Genomic DNA, 14,717 nt, shown 5'->3' on the forward strand with positions numbered 1-14,717 from the left:
CGTGACCCTGGCGGAAGGCACCGAGATGGTCATGCCCGGCGACAACGTGTCGTTCGGCGTTGAGCTGATCGCACCGATCGCGATGGAAAACGGTCTGCGCTTCGCCATCCGTGAAGGTGGCCGCACCGTTGGTGCGGGTGTTGTTTCCAAAATTATTGAATAATTCGCACCTGCGAATGATCAAACGGAAAGGGCGTCCCTCGGGACGCCTTTTTTGTTTGAACTCAATGATCCCGAGACACACCAAATGTAGTGTGTCGAAGATCATCGAGTAATCGGTAGGCCAGGCTTCAGCCCGGCTCGTCGTTGAGATTGAGAAGGCCGCTCCCTAAGGGGCGGCCTTTTTTGTGGCGAGCCCTTCGCTGCGAAAGTCATCGCCGAACATTTGGCGTTAGCGCATAGTACTCAATAATACGACCGGGTTCCGCGATTCCGTAGAAAGACTGAACAGTTGATTTCGTCTTACAAAATAGATGTAATTTCATAATCTATTACTTTTCACGATTTTTGTGGGGGATTTCCCATGCCTTTGTCAAAAAATGAAATGCAGGAACTAAGACATCCTACTGAGACTCCACGCTTTTACATAACCTTGTTTGTTTTGATTCCGTTTGGTTTCGTAACGGCGCTGCTAACAGTCGCAACTTTTGGAACCATTCTTTTGCTGGTTCCGATCATCCTTTTCTCGCTGTGGTTTAGCCTTAGGTTGGCTGTCGCGCATTGGATGAACAATTTTGTCCAGGTTTCAGCGGCGTCTTTCCCTGAAGCCAACGATGCGATCAAAGAAGCGAAGGAGCTTTTTGGTTACAACCGAACGGTCGAGGCATATGTTCATGAGGATGGATCTTACAATGCATCAATCCTGTCGCTTCTCAACACCAAGATATTGCTTCTGAATTCCGAGCTTCTGAGGAACGAAAACACTAAGGACGAACTGCGATTTATTGTGGGGCGATTTGTGGGCGCATTGGCAGCTAAACATTTCCGGTTTGGCTGGTTGCAATTCTTCATTAACAGTGTGGAGAAGCTATTGATCTTCAATATTTTGCTTTTCCCCTACGAACGCGCAACCAAACTATCAGGCGACAGAATGGGATTGCGCATGATTGATGGCAACACTCGGGTCGCTGTGAGGTCCATGATGAAAATGGCTGTAGGCTCCGAGATTGCTGACCGTGTCAACATTCGCGCGTATGTCGCACAGGGAAGAAAATACAATGGGAGTTTCTTTGGCTGGTTGGCCCGTGCTTTTTCGTCTTTCCCACACCACTGCACACGTGTGTCAGAGCTTATCGTCTTCGCGAAACAAAAATACCCAAGAAGCGTTTCCGCTTCCCGTGGCCGGGCCCGAAAACGCCGTGTCAGCGGCGCACGAATGGCTACATAGCGACTGACTTTGTGACCCGGGATCCATTCGGCACAGACCCAGTCAGCCGCCGCCATAAGCTGCTGAATTAGGACAACCCACCCTCAGCCGCCGCGCGAACGGCCCGGATGTTCTCACCATAAACCTCCGGCTGATCCACCGATCCGCCCTTGAATACGGCTGATCCGGCCACCAGCACATCCGCACCCGCTGCCGCAACCAGTGGTGCCGTCCGGGGATCGACGCCACCGTCGATTTCGATATGTACCGGGCGGTCGCCGATCATCTGGCGCAGTTTGCGGACCTTGGCGGTCATGTCGATGAACTTCTGGCCACCGAACCCGGGGTTCACCGTCATCACGCAAACCAGATCGGTCAGGTCCAGCAGATGCTCGACCGCCTCGGCAGGGGTGCCGGGGTTCAGGGCGACGCCTGCTTTCATGCCCGCCGCGCGGATGGCCTGCAGGGTGCGATGGGTGTGCGGCCCGGCCTCGACATGGGCGGTCAGGATGTCGGCGCCCGCATCGGCATAGGCCTGGATGTAGGGATCGACCGGCGTGATCATCAGGTGCACGTCCATCACGGTTTTCACATGCGGGCGGAACGCCTTGACTGCCGGGGGGCCGAAGGTGAGGTTCGGGACGAAATGGCCGTCCATCACGTCCACATGTACCCAGTCGGCACCTTGGGCTTCGATGGCCTGAATCTCGGCCCCGAAATTGGCGAAATCGGCGGACAGGATCGACGGAGCGATCTTGATGGTGCGGTCAAAGCTCATGGTGGCCTCGTGTCAGCAAAAGAGTCGCGGTCGCGTATACCCGCGCCGTGACGCAAAGGGTAGCCCCTGCGACCCGTGCGCCGTTACAAAACTTTCACCGCAGTGACACGTATTCGTTGAACGGCATCTGTAGCAGACCGCCAACACGAATTGGGGGTGGCACGTGCTGCGGATCGAGAAACTGACCAAACGCTTTGGCGGGAATACAGCCGTGGACGCGGCGACGCTGGATGTGGACAAGCCGTGCATGATCGGCATCATCGGACGTTCGGGTGCGGGCAAATCGACGCTGTTGCGGATGATCAACCGTCTGACGGATTCGACGGAAGGTCGGATTCTGTTCGAAGGCCGCGACGTGACCCAGTTGAAGGGGCGAGAGAAACGGGCATGGCAGGCGGATTGCGCGATGATCTTCCAGCAGTTCAATCTTGTGCCCCGCATGGATGTGGTTTCCAACGTGTTGCACGGCACGTTGAACCGCCACTCGACGCTGGCGACGATGTTCAACCTGTACCCGATGGCCGAAATTCACCGCGCCATCGATATTCTGGACCGTCTGGGCATTGCCGAACACGCGCCCAAACGGGCTGAGGCGCTTTCGGGTGGACAACAGCAGCGCGTGGCCATTGCCCGCGCCCTGATGCAGGACCCTAGGATCATTCTCGCGGATGAGCCGATTGCCTCACTCGACCCGATGAATGCGCAGGTGGTGATGCAGGCGCTGCGTCGTATCCACGAGGAAGATGGCCGCACCGTCATCGCCAACCTGCACACGCTGGACACGGCGCGCCGCTACTGCGACCGCGTCGTCGGAATGCGTGACGGTCGCATCGTGTTCGACGGCCTGCCCGAGCAACTGACCACCGGCGTCGCCCGCGAAATCTATGGCGCTGATGCCAGCTTCTCGGAAGAGGCGACCTCGACCGAGATCGACACTCTGGACGCCACCCAGAAGGCCCTGATGGAAGCAGAAGCCACCATCTGAGCCACCCAACCCCTTTCATCGACCGGCCGATGAAAGGCCGGCACAAAAACCTGGAGAGAGACAGATGAAAAAACTGATTGCTGCCCTTGCTGCAACCACCGCCTTGGCCGCGCCGGTCCTGGCTGACGACATCAGCGAGTTCCGCATTGGCATTCTGGGCGGTGAGAACGCTCAGGACCGCCTGAACAACAACGAATGCCTGCGTGAATACACCGAAGAAACATTGGGCGTTGAAACCAAGCTGTTCGCGCCTGCCGACTATGATGGCGTGATTCAAGGCCTGCTGGGCGGCACAATCGACATGGCGTGGCTGGGCGCATCGGGTTACGCAAAAACCTATCTGAGCGACCCCGAAGCGGTCGAGCCGGTTCTGGTCAAGGTCAACACCGATGGCGGCTACGGCTATTACTCGATCGGTTTTGCCCGCAAGGACAGCGGCATCACCTCGCTGGAAGACATGAAGGACAAGACCTTTGGCTTCGGCGATCCGAACTCGACCTCGGGCTATCTGATCCCGTCCATCGAAATCCCACAGGCCACCGGTTCGACCATGGAGTCGGGCGACTATTTTGGTGAAGTCAAGTTCACTGGCGGTCACGAACAGACCATCGTTGCTGTCAATAACGGCGACGTTGATGGCGGCGTGACCTGGGCCGATGGACTGGGTGACTGGGAAGACGGTTTCAACTCCGGTGCCCTGCGTCGTGCGGTTGATGCGGGTCTGATCGACATGAACGACATGGTCATGATCTGGCAGTCCAAGCCGATCCCGGAAGGCCCGGTTGTACTGCGCACCGCGCTGCCTGCGGATGTGAAGGAAAAGATGACCGCGCTGATGGCGGGTCTGGCCGAAAAGGACCGTGAATGCTTCTACGGCGTTGCCGCTGGTGAGGCCAAAGCGTTCGAACCGATCACCCATGACGCTTACGAAATCATCATCGAAGCGCGCAAGCTGAAGTCGAACTAAGCCTGCATCCTCCAAGATCGGGGTCCGGTACCTGCCGGGCCCCGTTTTTCCACTCAGGAGCATTCCATGACAGACCTGACCGCAGGGCCCCCCAGCGTCGCCCAGATCCGGGCCGACTATTCCGAGATGACACGGCGCAAGCGGGTCTATGGTGGTATCCTTCTGATCCTGTTTGTGGCGCTGATGGTCGCGGGCTTTCGTACAGCAGACAGCCGCAACGCGGGCAGCTTTATCGATGGTTGGCACCGCATCTTCGACTACCCGTCCGAGGTTCTGGCCGAGGCGTGGGAGAAGATCGGCGCGATGCCCGAGAATCTGGTCACGTTCTTCCCGGCCTTGATCGAGACAATCAACATCGCCGCAGCATCGACCCTGATCGGGACTATCGCGGGGACGTTTCTGGCCTTGATGTCGACGCGGGGCATGGCGCTTTGGCCTTCGCTGATCCCGCTGTTCCGCCGCATTGCCGACATTTGCCGGGCGATACCGGAGATCGTGATCGCGCTGGTGCTGATCTTTGTTCTGGGCGGTGGTCCGGTTCCGGCGATGATCGCGATTGCCATTCATACGGCAGGGGCCTTGGGCAAGCTGTTCTCGGAAGTGAATGAGAACGCCTCGCTGAAACCGGTCGAGGGGTTGCATTCGGTCGGTGCGAACTGGTCACAACGGATGTATCTGGGTGTGATCCCGCAGGTCGGGCCGAACTATGTCAGCTATGCCTTGCTGCGGTTCGAGATCAACATCCGCGCCTCGGCCATCCTCGGTTTCGTCGGGGCTGGCGGTCTGGGCTATGAGCTGCGCAACTCGATGTCCTGGGGGCAGGGGCGCTATGACGAGGCCGCCGCCATCTTCCTTCTTCTCTTTGTCACTATTGTCGTCGTGGACCAGATCTCGGGTGTGCTGCGCGACCGCCTGACCCATGGGTCGGAAAAAGGAGCTTCGGCATGAGCACCTTCGCAACCGATCTGACCGTTGTTGAACTGAAGGCCGAAGCGGACCGTCTGTTCAGCCGAAAACGTCTGGTGAATTTCGGCCTTCCGGCTTTGGTGCTGGTCTATCTTGTCTATGTGTTCTTCGCCTTCGACGTGCCGGGTTTGGCGGGGCGGGCGAACCTGGAAAACGGCAGAACTCTGGTCGCCGACAGTTATAGCTACAAAACCCATATCGAGCGGGATAATCGCACAGGTGAGGTCTCAGCCGCCATCGAAGGCGAGCGCAAGGGCGCCTACCCCGAAGGCGAGGCGCCGGATTGGGTGACGCTGGGCGAAACGACCGTCATCGATCTGGAAGACGGGCATGTGGTGCGTTTTGGTCCGGAGACCATCGAATATGACATTCCCGGCTACGGCACCGTGCGCGCCACACCGACCCGATCCGCCGGGGTGCAGGCCGAACTGCCGCCGGGCGATGTGCCCGATTGGATCAATGTTTCAAAGAACCGGATGGCGATCACCACCGATGCCGGTCGCCTGACTGTGACCCGGAACCGGGCCGAGGTGTTTCGGTATTTCACCGGGTGGGAGCTGTTCTGGTTCACTTTGGACAGCCCCTATTACGGTCAGTCATTCTCCGATCTCGCCGGGCGCGCTGCATCCGGGGAAGCCGGGGCAATTTTCAACGATTTCTGGACCAACAAGATGTGGCGGCACCAGGACGTGGCCTGGGCCATATTCGAGACGATCCTGATGGCGTTTCTGGGCACGTTCGGCGCGGCCATCGTGGCCTTGCCACTGGCCTTTCTGGCGACGCGCAACTTCAACCCGCTGAAATCCGTTCGGTTCGTCACACGACGTATCTTTGACTTTGTGCGCGGCGTGGACGCCTTGATCTGGACGGTTGTTCTGGCCCGCGCCTTTGGGCCCGGCCCGTTGACCGGCGCTTTGGCCATGCTGGTGACGGATACCGGCACCTTCGGCAAGATATTCTCGGAAGCTTTGGAGAATGTGGACCAGAAACAGATTGAGGGCGTGCAATCGACCGGTGCAAACGCGCCGCAGCGCTATCGCTTTGGGGTCATCCCGCAGATCACACCTGTATTGTTGAGCCAGCTTCTGTATTTCCTGGAATCCAACACCCGCAGCGCCACCGTGATCGGTGCGATCACGGGCGGCGGTATCGGCCTGTTGCTGACCCAAGCGATCATCACGCAGAAAGACTGGGAGGAGGTCGCCTATTACATCGTCCTGATCATCCTGATGGTGATGCTGATGGACTGGTTCTCGGGCTGGTTGCGGCGTCGCCTGATACAGGGGGAGATTGGAAAGGCACGCAAACCGCGCGATCCCAAGCGCAAACCCTTCCTGCTGCCCTGATCTAACAACGGACGAGACAATGCCACGACTGCGCGCGGATCAGCCGTTCATCCATCCCGATTGCCAGATCAGTAACAGCCGGTTCGGGGAATATGTCGAAATCGGCGCGGGTAGCCGCCTCGCCAATACGGTCTGGGGTGACTATTCCTATTGCGACCGGACCTGTGACATTGCCAATGCCGAGATCGGCAAATTCGCCAATATCGCCAGCTTCACCCGGATCGGGGCAACGGATCACCCGATAGAGAAAGCCTCGCTGCACCATTTCCTGTACCGGTCGGCAGATTATTGGGACGGTGAAGAGGACGATGCCGAATGGTTTGCCCATCGTGCCAGCCGGACGGCGCGGATCGGCCACGACACCTGGATCGGTCATGCGGCGATCATCAAGCCCGAGGTTTCCATCGGGCATGGGGCAGTCGTCGCCTCTGGTGCCGTTGTGACCAAGGATGTCGCGCCTTACACCATCGTTGGTGGCGTCACAGCGGCCCAGATACGCCGTCGGTTCTCTGACACGGTGTCCGACCGGATGTTGGCCCTGTCATGGTGGGATTGGGACAATGCCCGTTTGCGGGCGGCCCTTCCGGACTTCCGCACCCTGAGTGCCGAAGCCTTCCTGGAGAAGTACGAATAGGAAAAGGCAAACTCTCCCGCGCCCGCTGGTGCATCGGCTGCGCCGATCCCCCTTGGCGACCTTGGGCCCGGCGCCGCGCTGCGCGCGGTGCTACGCCCAACAGGATGAGGCCTCCGGCAGGAGGGCGAAGACGGGCGGGAGCCCCTTGGGTTCAATCCTCATTCAGGGTCAATGTCACACGCTCGCCGGCGAAAACGGTTCGGCCATATTCCACAGGATTGCCGTCCGGGTCGGCGTTTATGCCGATTGAAAACAGCACGGGAGCCCCTTCTGCCATATGCAAATGAAGCGCCTGTGTTGCGGTCGCCGCCCGCGCTGTCAGCCGGGTCGAAATTCGGGTGTAATCGGAAATGCCACAGGTTTGCAGGGCTTTGGTAACGGATTGCGTGTCCGAGAGGGCCTTGAGCAGATCGGGAAACCGCTCAGCCGGAAACACACTTTGAAACAGGCCGATGGGTTGCCCGTCCGCCAAAGACAACCCGTCATAGACGTGCACCGAGGCACCTTGTTCAAGCTGTAAAGCCTCGGCTTCTGCCTCATCCGCCGCACGGGTGGTCAGCGCTAGGATTTTCTTGCCGGGGATCTTGCCGCCGGCTGAGATATTCTTGTGGTAACGCACCCGCTTGCCAATGGGATAATCCGTGGGCCTCGCCGCCACAAACACGCCCGCTCCGCGCCGTGCGTGGACCAGCCCCTGATCGGCCATATCCGACAGGGCACGCCGGACCGTGTGGCGGTTGACCCCATGAGTTGCCGCCAACTGCGCCTCGGTCGGCAGGCGATCACCCGTTTGATACCGCCCTTCGGCGATATCCGACGTCAGGCTGAGGGCGATGCTTTTCCAGATCGGCGTTTTGCTCATGTCACCAAATATTCACAGAGTTCTGATTGCACGGCGCACGCACGCACGCTAATATTTGTCTAGTTGTATAGTATAGATAGACAACCCAGCCAAGAGGCTTTGATGACACATCAAACAGAAATCGCGACGGCTGCCCGGCAAGAGTGGATGGGCCTTTTGGCGCGCGCTCCGGAAGATGCAATGTTGACGCTTTGGAAGGATCTTGCGGACCGTCCCCCTTTTGAGTGGTTGCGTCGGCCCGAAACCGGCGGCGTGATGGTGCGCGGACGCGCGGGTGGAACCGGTGCGCCGTTCAACCTGGGTGAAATGACGGTTACGCGTTGCTCGGTTGTTCTGAAGGATGGCACGGTTGGGCATGGCTACGTTCAGGGACGCTCGAAACCCAAGGTCGAGGCGGCGGCGGTGATCGATGCGATGATGCAGACGGCGGCGGCGTCAACCCTGCGGTCCGAACTCCTTGATCCGCTGAAACAGCAGATGCAGGCGGTCAAGGCCACGCGCGCGGCCAAAGCAGCCGCAACCAAGGTCGAGTTCTTCACGATGGTCCGGGGGGAAGATTGATGTCGGCGCAAACGCAATTCTCGGGTGGCTTCGACAACGCACCGATCCAGGCCGCTCATGCGTTCCGCGCTGCGATGACAGTGATGGCGCGCCCCGGCGAAATCCGCCCGCTGACCGGTGTTGTGCCGCCCAGCCCGCTGTCCGCGGCCGCCGGAACATTGCTTTTGACGCTGTGTGACCCGGAAACCAAGCTGAATCTGGCCGGGGCTGTTGACACCGACGCTGTCCGCAACTGGCTGACCTTTCACACCGGCGCTCCGCTGGTACCCGCGCCCGAGGCCGACTTTGCGGTTGGAACCTGGGATGCGTTGGCCCCGCTTGACGTCTATCGCATCGGAACGCCGGAATACCCGGATCGCTCGGCCACTCTGATTGTCGAATGCGAGGCGCTGGAACAGGTGGGTGCTGTTTTGTCCGGTCCCGGCATCAAGGATGTGGCGCATCTGGCTGTGCCCGACATCGCTGCGTTTCAGGCGAATTCGAAACTCTACCCGTTGGGGTGCGATTTCTTTCTGACCTGCGGAGAACAGGTCGCTGCCGTGCCACGCAGTACGCAGATCAGGGCGGAGGGCTAGGTCATGTATGTCGCTGTCAAAGGGGGCGAAAAAGCCATTGAGAACGCCCATAGCTGGCTTGCCGAGGAACGGCGCGGCGCGACAGATGTGGCGGAGCTCAGCCTCGGCCAGATCCGGGAACAGCTGAGCCTTGCGGTCAATCGGGTCATGGCCGAAGGGTCCCTGTACGATCCTGATCTCGCCGCTTTGGCGATCAAACAGGCGCGCGGGGATCTGATCGAGGCGATCTTTCTGATCCGCGCCTATCGCACCACCCTGCCACGCTTTGGCTACTCGAACCCTGTCGAGACAGGGCAGATGGCTTGCGACCGTCGCATCTCGGCCACCTTCAAGGACGCACCGGGCGGGCAAGTTCTGGGCCCGACTTTTGATTACACCCACCGGTTGCTGGATTTCAAACTGGCCGCAGATGGCGAGGTGCCTGCCACCCCTGAAGGATCAGCGCGTACCGAACCAACGCCGCATATCACCGAATTCCTCAAAGGCGAGGATATCATCCAAGACGAACCCCTTAGCGATGAAACCCCGGGCGATCTGACACGTGAACCGATGGAGTTTCCCTCGAACCGCCCGCTGCGCCTGCAATCTCTGACGCGCGGGGATGAAGGGTTTGTGCTGGGCATGGCCTACTCGACCCAGCGCGGCTATGCCCGCAACCACGCCTTTGTCGGCGAGTTGCGGATCGGCAAGGTCACGGTTGAGATGGACATCCCGGAACTGGGTTTTGCCATCGACATTGGCGAGGTCGAACTGACCGAATGCGAGACGGTAAACCAGTTCAAAGGCTCAAAAACCGAACCGCCGCAATTCACGCGCGGTTATGGGCTGGTCTTTGGTCAATCCGAACGCAAATCGATCTCGATGGCTCTGGTCGACCGGGCGCTGCGGTGGGAGGAGTTGGGAGAGGAAAATCTGGGTGCCCCCGCGCAGGATGAAGAATTTGTTCTGAGCCATGCGGATAACATTCAGGCCACAGGGTTCCTCGAACACATCAAGTTGCCGCATTACGTGGATTTTCAGTCCGAACTGGAACTGGTGCGCAAACTGCGCCGCGAGGCGGAAGAACGCATTACGCCCAGGGAGGCTGCGGAATGAAGGCGGTTGTTTTTGACATTGGTGGTGTGCTGATCGACTGGCAGCCGCATCTGGCCTGGGTCGAGGCATTGGGTTCCGAGGACGCCGCCCATGCGTTTATTGAGCGGACAGGTTTTCGGGAAAAAAACGCGCGCGGGGACAATGGCGAGTGCTTTGCTGATCTGGCGCAGGAGCTGGAGGACCCGCAGGACCGGGAGTTGTTCGCCGGATATGTCGATCTTTACGCCCGAACGGTTGAAAATGCGATCCACGGGACCTGGGACGTGCTGGACAGGCTCAAGGCGCAGGGAACACCGGTGCATGCCATCACCAACTGGTCCGCTGAAACCTGGCCCGAGGGGTTAAAAGTACACCCACGTCTGGGTGAGGTGTTCGGAACTCTGGTTGTGTCTGGCGAAGAAGGGATGATGAAGCCGGACGCGCGGATATTCCATCTGCTGTGTGAACGGGCGGGAATTGCGCCCGAGGGCTGCGTTTTTATTGATGACGGATTGCACAATGTCGAAGGCGCTCGGGCGGTCGGAATGGATGGTATCCATTTCACGACACCGCAGGCGCTGGAGATCGCTCTAACTGAAAGAGGGTTCCTATGAGCGAGTATAATTTCGCCTATCTGGACGAGCAGACCAAGCGGATGATCCGCCGTGCCATTCTCAAGGGTTTGGCCGTTCCGGGCTATCAGGTGCCCTTTGCCAGCCGCGAGATGCCGATGCCCTATGGCTGGGGCACGGGCGGGGTGCAGGTCTCGGCCGCGACGCTGACGCCGGATGATACGTTCAAAGTGATCGATCAGGGGGCGGATGACACCACCAATGCCGTTTCGATCCGCAAGTTCTTTGAAAACACGGCAGGCGTCGCAACCACCGAACAGACCGAGAAGGCGACCGTCATCCAGACCCGCCACCGCATCCCCGAAGCCAAGCTGACCGAGGATCAGATCCTGGTCTATCAGGTGCCGATCCCGGAACCTTTGCGCTTTCTGGAGCCGCGAGAGACCGAAACGCGGAAGATGCACAGCCTTGAAGAATACGGGCTGATGCATGTGAAACTCTATGAAGACATCAGCCAGCACGGGGCGATTTCGACCTCATACGCTTACCCGGTGAAAGTGTCCGACCGCTATGTGATGGACCCATCGCCGATTCCGAAATTCGACAACCCCAAGCTGGAAATGGACGCGATCCAACTGTTTGGCGCAGGCCGCGAGCAGCGGATTTACGCGGTGCCTCCGCATACGAAGATCGTCAGCCTCGATTTCGAGGATTATCCGTTTGAGGCCACCAAGGCCGATCACGCCTGCGATCTGTGCGGGGCCGAAGACAGCTATCTGGATGAGGTTATCATTGATGATGCGGGCAACCGGATGTTCGTATGCTCGGATACCGATTACTGCCGCTCGCGCCGCGCGGCGGGCCGTTTGGGCCGATTGGGCGAAACACAGCCAGAATTGCAAGGAGAGATGAGATGACAGGAAGGCCTTCGATTGTTCCCTATTTCAGCTATGTCGATGCAAAGGCTGCGGTTGAGTTTTTGCAGCGTGCGTTTGGGTTGGAGGTTGTTCAGGCCTTTGATGGCGAGGACGGTCGGCTGATGCATGGCGAGATGCGATATGGCAACGGCATCATCATGATGGGCACGGTCGACGATGCCGTGCAGGTGCTGAGCCCCGGCGTTTATCTGGTCGTCGAGGATGTGGACGCCCATTTCGAAACCGCAAAGGCGGCTGGCGCCGAAATTGTTTACCCGCCCGAGGATACTGAATTCGGAACGCGCCGTTATCGGGCGCGCGATTCAGAAGGGCATGAGTGGTCGTTTGGCAGCTATCAGCCTCAGACGGTTGCTCCGGATTGGGGCGCGGAATGATGGGGCAAAACGTGCCATTGTTGAGCGTCAAGGGCATCGAGAAACGCTATGGCACGCGGATCGGCTGTGCAGATGTCAGCTTCGATCTCTACCCCGGCGAGGTGATGGGGATTGTTGGCGAGAGCGGGTCGGGGAAATCCACGCTGCTGAACTGTCTGGCCGGGCATCTGGTGCCGGATACGGGGCAGGTGATCTTTGACACCCGTGCAGATGGACCGGTGGACACAGTCACCATGTCGGAACCCGCGCGCCGGATGCTGGGTCGCACTGATTGGGCCTTTGTGCACCAGCACGCGCGCGACGGGTTGCGCATGTCGGTCAGTGCCGGGGGCAACATTGGTGAACGGCTGATGGCCGTAGGCGACCGGCACTATGGCGATATCCGGGACAAGGCGATTGACTGGCTGGGCAGGGTCGAGATCGCTGCATCTCGGGTCGATGACCGCCCGACCGCGTTTTCCGGCGGCATGCAGCAGCGGTTGCAGATTGCGCGCAATCTGGTGACGGGGCCACGGCTGGTGTTCATGGATGAGCCGACCGGGGGGCTGGACGTCTCGGTTCAGGCGCGTCTGCTGGACCTGTTGCGCGGGTTGGTCCGCGAGATGGGCCTGAGCGCGATCATTGTGACCCATGATCTGGCCGTGGTGCGCCTGCTGGCGGATCGATTGATAGTGATGAAGGACGGGCACGTGGTCGAGGCCGGGTTGACCGATCAGGTGCTGGACGATCCGCAACATGCCTATACGCAGTTGCTTGTGTCCAGCGTCCTGCAGGTTTGAGTATTTGGGAAAAGATGAAGTGATGATTGAGCTGAAGGACGTCAGCAAGAGCTTTACCCTGCACAACCAGGGCAGTGCGGTGATCCCGGTGATGGAGGGGGCTTCGCTGACGGTGGCGCCGGGCGAATGTGTTGCCCTGACCGGGGCGTCCGGTGCGGGGAAGTCCACGCTGATGCGGGTGATCTATGGGAACTATCTGGCCGCGTCCGGTTCGGTACTGGTTGCTGGGTTGGATGTTGCGCAGGCCGAACCGCGCGAGATTCTGGCTCTGCGGCGGGACACGCTTGGCTATGTCAGCCAGTTTCTGCGGGTTGTGCCTAGGGTGCCGACGCTGGAGGTAGTGGCCGAGCCGTTATTGGCAGTTGGGTGCGATCGGCAGATGGCGTTGGACAAGGCGGCGGGATTGTTGGCGCGGCTGAACATCCCGGAACGGCTGTGGTCCCTGAGCCCGACGACCTTTTCCGGGGGTGAGCAGCAACGTGTGAATATCGCGCGCGGCTTCGCGCATGAGTATCCGGCGATGTTGTTGGACGAACCGACCGCCAGTCTGGATGCACAGAACCGGGAAACCGTTCTGTCCTTGATCGATGAGGCCAAGGCGCGTGGCGCGGCGATTGTTGGGATATTCCACGACGTTGATGCGCGTGATCGGGTCTGCGACCGCGCGGTGGATGTGTCCACATTCACGCCCGGACAGGCGGCATGACACTCGCCCCGGTCATAGCGGTTGTGGGTCCATCAGGCGTTGGCAAGGACAGCGTCATGGTGGCGCTGGAGGCGCGCGCGCCGGGTATTCAGCGATTGCGGCGGGTGATCACCCGGCCCGAAGGGGAAGAGGGCGAGGAGTTCGACCGTGTCTCGGTCGAGGTGTTCAAGCAGATGGTGCTGGACGGTGCCTTTGCCATGCATTGGCCGGCGCATGGGCTGCTGTATGGCGTACCAGCCGGGATCGCCGAACAGCGACAGAGTTGTCAGGCGGTGCTGGTCAATTTCTCGCGCGCTGTGCTAGTGCAGGCGCAGAAGGTGTTTGGCGATCTGATCGTGATTTCTCTGACCGCTGATGCCGAGGTGCTTGCACAGCGTCTGGCCGCGCGGGGGCGCGAAAGCGCGGCGGATCAGGCCAAGCGTCTGGGCCGGGCCAAAACGCCCCTGCCGGACGGGCTGAACCGGGTGATCGAGATCGACAACTCGGGCGCTTTGGATGACACGGTCAGCGAAATCCTTGCGCGGCTTCAGCCGGAAAGGGCGTAGCGATGGATCAGGTGAAACCGACCGTCCTGAGCCTCGCCCATCAGGGCCAGATCGTTGATCTGGAAGGGCGACGGCAGCAGCGGGGCCAGATGAACGGCCAGTGCGCTTTCGACGTCTGTCAGCGTGGCTTTGTCCAATCGCCCGCTGAGCGTGATGTGGAACCGGAACGCGTCCAGCACATAGGGATAGCCCCACTGAACAAGATTGACGTCCTGTTCCGGGGTCAGCTTTGCCGCCCGGCGGCGGGTCAGTTCCGCCTCGGACGCGGGCGCGCGAAACGTATCCAGATCCTGCACGCAGCCAGCGGCCAGGGCGTTCAGGGCATCGGTGTTCCCAACGGGGCGCAAGGCCAGAAACCGGCCCAGACGCGCGATCTCGAGCCCGTCCAGCGTGACCGGCGTGTGACTAGCGGCCAGCGCGGCGCAGGCATCGTGCAGCGCGTCCACGGTTTGGCCGTCTCGCAAGCGAAAGGGCGGCTTCAGCGTTGCGTGCAGCCCGTATTTGCGCGGAACCTCGGTGACGGTGGCCACGTCGATGCCGTCGACAACCGGGTGCGTAGCCTGCGTTCCGGCCTCCATGTCCCAGCCCAGCCAGCGAGTGGCAAATCTCGTCCATTCCGCGTCAGCGGGCGGGGCAAAATAGATCGCGTATCGCGTGAATGTCACATTGGCCTCCTAGCTACGTGGCCG

The 14,717-nt window shown here is 59.9% G+C and carries 19 protein-coding genes; 16 read left to right on the top strand and 3 right to left on the bottom strand.

Features of this window, described 5'->3' with window-relative positions:
• Nucleotides 1-163, top strand: a 163-nt coding sequence (locus tag ACR0MO_RS12625; RefSeq protein ID WP_480642961.1) for an EF-Tu C-terminal domain-related protein, incomplete at its 5' end; no start/stop codon positions are given.
• Nucleotides 164-523: 360 nt separating this feature from the next.
• Nucleotides 524-1,387 carry a M48 family metallopeptidase gene (locus tag ACR0MO_RS12630; protein ID WP_170454561.1) on the top strand — a complete coding sequence of 288 codons (864 nt, stop codon included), beginning with the start codon at nucleotides 524-526 and terminating at the stop codon, nucleotides 1,385-1,387.
• Between the two features lie 67 nt (nucleotides 1,388-1,454).
• Here the strand turns inward: ACR0MO_RS12630 and rpe are convergent, their stop codons facing one another.
• Nucleotides 1,455-2,144, bottom strand: coding sequence for a ribulose-phosphate 3-epimerase (gene rpe / locus ACR0MO_RS12635; protein WP_170454559.1), 690 nt, complete (start codon nucleotides 2,142-2,144; stop codon nucleotides 1,455-1,457).
• Between the two features lie 163 nt (nucleotides 2,145-2,307).
• Here rpe and phnC point away from each other — a divergent pair, with 163 nt between their 5' ends.
• From phnC to ACR0MO_RS12660, 5 genes are all read left to right on the top strand, one after another.
• Nucleotides 2,308-3,129, top strand: a complete 822-nt coding sequence (gene phnC, locus ACR0MO_RS12640) for a phosphonate ABC transporter ATP-binding protein (RefSeq protein ID WP_170454557.1) — start codon at nucleotides 2,308-2,310, stop codon at nucleotides 3,127-3,129.
• A gap of 64 nt (nucleotides 3,130-3,193) precedes the next feature.
• A complete protein-coding gene (gene phnD, locus ACR0MO_RS12645; protein WP_170454555.1) occupies nucleotides 3,194-4,096 on the top strand; it encodes a phosphonate ABC transporter substrate-binding protein in 903 nt (300 codons plus the stop codon).
• A gap of 66 nt (nucleotides 4,097-4,162) precedes the next feature.
• Nucleotides 4,163-5,044 carry a phosphonate ABC transporter, permease protein PhnE gene (gene phnE / locus ACR0MO_RS12650; RefSeq protein ID WP_170454553.1) on the top strand — a complete coding sequence of 294 codons (882 nt, stop codon included), beginning with the start codon at nucleotides 4,163-4,165 and terminating at the stop codon, nucleotides 5,042-5,044.
• The gene (phnE, locus tag ACR0MO_RS12655) at nucleotides 5,041-6,408 is read left to right on the top strand and encodes a phosphonate ABC transporter, permease protein PhnE (protein WP_170623889.1); all 1,368 of its coding nucleotides are present in this window, start codon (nucleotides 5,041-5,043) and stop codon (nucleotides 6,406-6,408) included. Before phnE (ACR0MO_RS12650) ends, phnE (ACR0MO_RS12655) begins: the two co-directional genes overlap by 4 nt.
• A gap of 19 nt (nucleotides 6,409-6,427) precedes the next feature.
• Nucleotides 6,428-7,042 carry an LbetaH domain-containing protein gene (locus tag ACR0MO_RS12660; RefSeq protein ID WP_170454549.1) on the top strand — a complete coding sequence of 205 codons (615 nt, stop codon included), beginning with the start codon at nucleotides 6,428-6,430 and terminating at the stop codon, nucleotides 7,040-7,042.
• Nucleotides 7,043-7,193: 151 nt separating this feature from the next.
• Here ACR0MO_RS12660 and phnF read toward each other — a convergent pair whose 3' ends face one another.
• Nucleotides 7,194-7,904: a phosphonate metabolism transcriptional regulator PhnF gene (gene phnF / locus ACR0MO_RS12665; RefSeq protein WP_170623887.1), complete on the bottom strand. Its 711-nt coding sequence runs from the start codon at nucleotides 7,902-7,904 to the stop codon at nucleotides 7,194-7,196.
• Between the two features lie 102 nt (nucleotides 7,905-8,006).
• Here phnF and phnG point away from each other — a divergent pair, with 102 nt between their 5' ends.
• From phnG to ACR0MO_RS12710, 9 genes are read left to right on the top strand one after another with little or no spacing between them, the layout of a single operon-like run.
• Nucleotides 8,007-8,465 (top strand): phosphonate C-P lyase system protein PhnG, encoded by a 459-nt coding sequence (phnG, locus tag ACR0MO_RS12670; protein WP_170623886.1) that lies wholly within the window; start codon nucleotides 8,007-8,009, stop codon nucleotides 8,463-8,465.
• Nucleotides 8,465-9,040, top strand: coding sequence for a phosphonate C-P lyase system protein PhnH (gene phnH, locus ACR0MO_RS12675; RefSeq protein ID WP_170454542.1), 576 nt, complete (start codon nucleotides 8,465-8,467; stop codon nucleotides 9,038-9,040). Before phnG ends, phnH begins: the two co-directional genes overlap by 1 nt.
• Before the next feature lie 3 nt (nucleotides 9,041-9,043).
• On the top strand, nucleotides 9,044-10,135 hold the full coding sequence (locus ACR0MO_RS12680) for a carbon-phosphorus lyase complex subunit PhnI (protein ID WP_170623884.1): 1,092 nt from the start codon (nucleotides 9,044-9,046) through the stop codon (nucleotides 10,133-10,135).
• Nucleotides 10,132-10,728: an HAD family hydrolase gene (locus tag ACR0MO_RS12685; RefSeq protein WP_170454538.1), complete on the top strand. Its 597-nt coding sequence runs from the start codon at nucleotides 10,132-10,134 to the stop codon at nucleotides 10,726-10,728. Before ACR0MO_RS12680 ends, ACR0MO_RS12685 begins: the two co-directional genes overlap by 4 nt.
• Nucleotides 10,725-11,603, top strand: a complete 879-nt coding sequence (locus tag ACR0MO_RS12690; RefSeq protein WP_170520367.1) for an alpha-D-ribose 1-methylphosphonate 5-phosphate C-P-lyase PhnJ — start codon at nucleotides 10,725-10,727, stop codon at nucleotides 11,601-11,603. The genes ACR0MO_RS12685 and ACR0MO_RS12690 overlap by 4 nt, the downstream gene beginning before the upstream one ends.
• Nucleotides 11,600-11,998, top strand: a complete 399-nt coding sequence (locus ACR0MO_RS12695) for a VOC family protein (RefSeq protein WP_170520369.1) — start codon at nucleotides 11,600-11,602, stop codon at nucleotides 11,996-11,998. The genes ACR0MO_RS12690 and ACR0MO_RS12695 overlap by 4 nt, the downstream gene beginning before the upstream one ends.
• Nucleotides 11,998-12,777 carry a phosphonate C-P lyase system protein PhnK gene (phnK, locus tag ACR0MO_RS12700; RefSeq protein WP_480781543.1) on the top strand — a complete coding sequence of 260 codons (780 nt, stop codon included), beginning with the start codon at nucleotides 11,998-12,000 and terminating at the stop codon, nucleotides 12,775-12,777. Before ACR0MO_RS12695 ends, phnK begins: the two co-directional genes overlap by 1 nt.
• A gap of 22 nt (nucleotides 12,778-12,799) precedes the next feature.
• Nucleotides 12,800-13,483, top strand: a complete 684-nt coding sequence (gene phnL, locus ACR0MO_RS12705) for a phosphonate C-P lyase system protein PhnL (protein ID WP_170520373.1) — start codon at nucleotides 12,800-12,802, stop codon at nucleotides 13,481-13,483.
• Nucleotides 13,480-14,028 (top strand): AAA family ATPase, encoded by a 549-nt coding sequence (locus ACR0MO_RS12710; RefSeq protein WP_480891583.1) that lies wholly within the window; start codon nucleotides 13,480-13,482, stop codon nucleotides 14,026-14,028. The genes phnL and ACR0MO_RS12710 overlap by 4 nt, the downstream gene beginning before the upstream one ends.
• Here the strand turns inward: ACR0MO_RS12710 and ACR0MO_RS12715 are convergent.
• A complete protein-coding gene (locus tag ACR0MO_RS12715; RefSeq protein ID WP_170520378.1) occupies nucleotides 14,010-14,693 on the bottom strand; it encodes a DUF1045 domain-containing protein in 684 nt (227 codons plus the stop codon). The two genes, ACR0MO_RS12710 and ACR0MO_RS12715, sit on opposite strands and share 19 nt — an antisense overlap.
• Between the last annotated feature and the right edge of the window lie 24 nt (nucleotides 14,694-14,717).

The organism is Ruegeria sp. K5 (genome assembly GCF_056531805.1).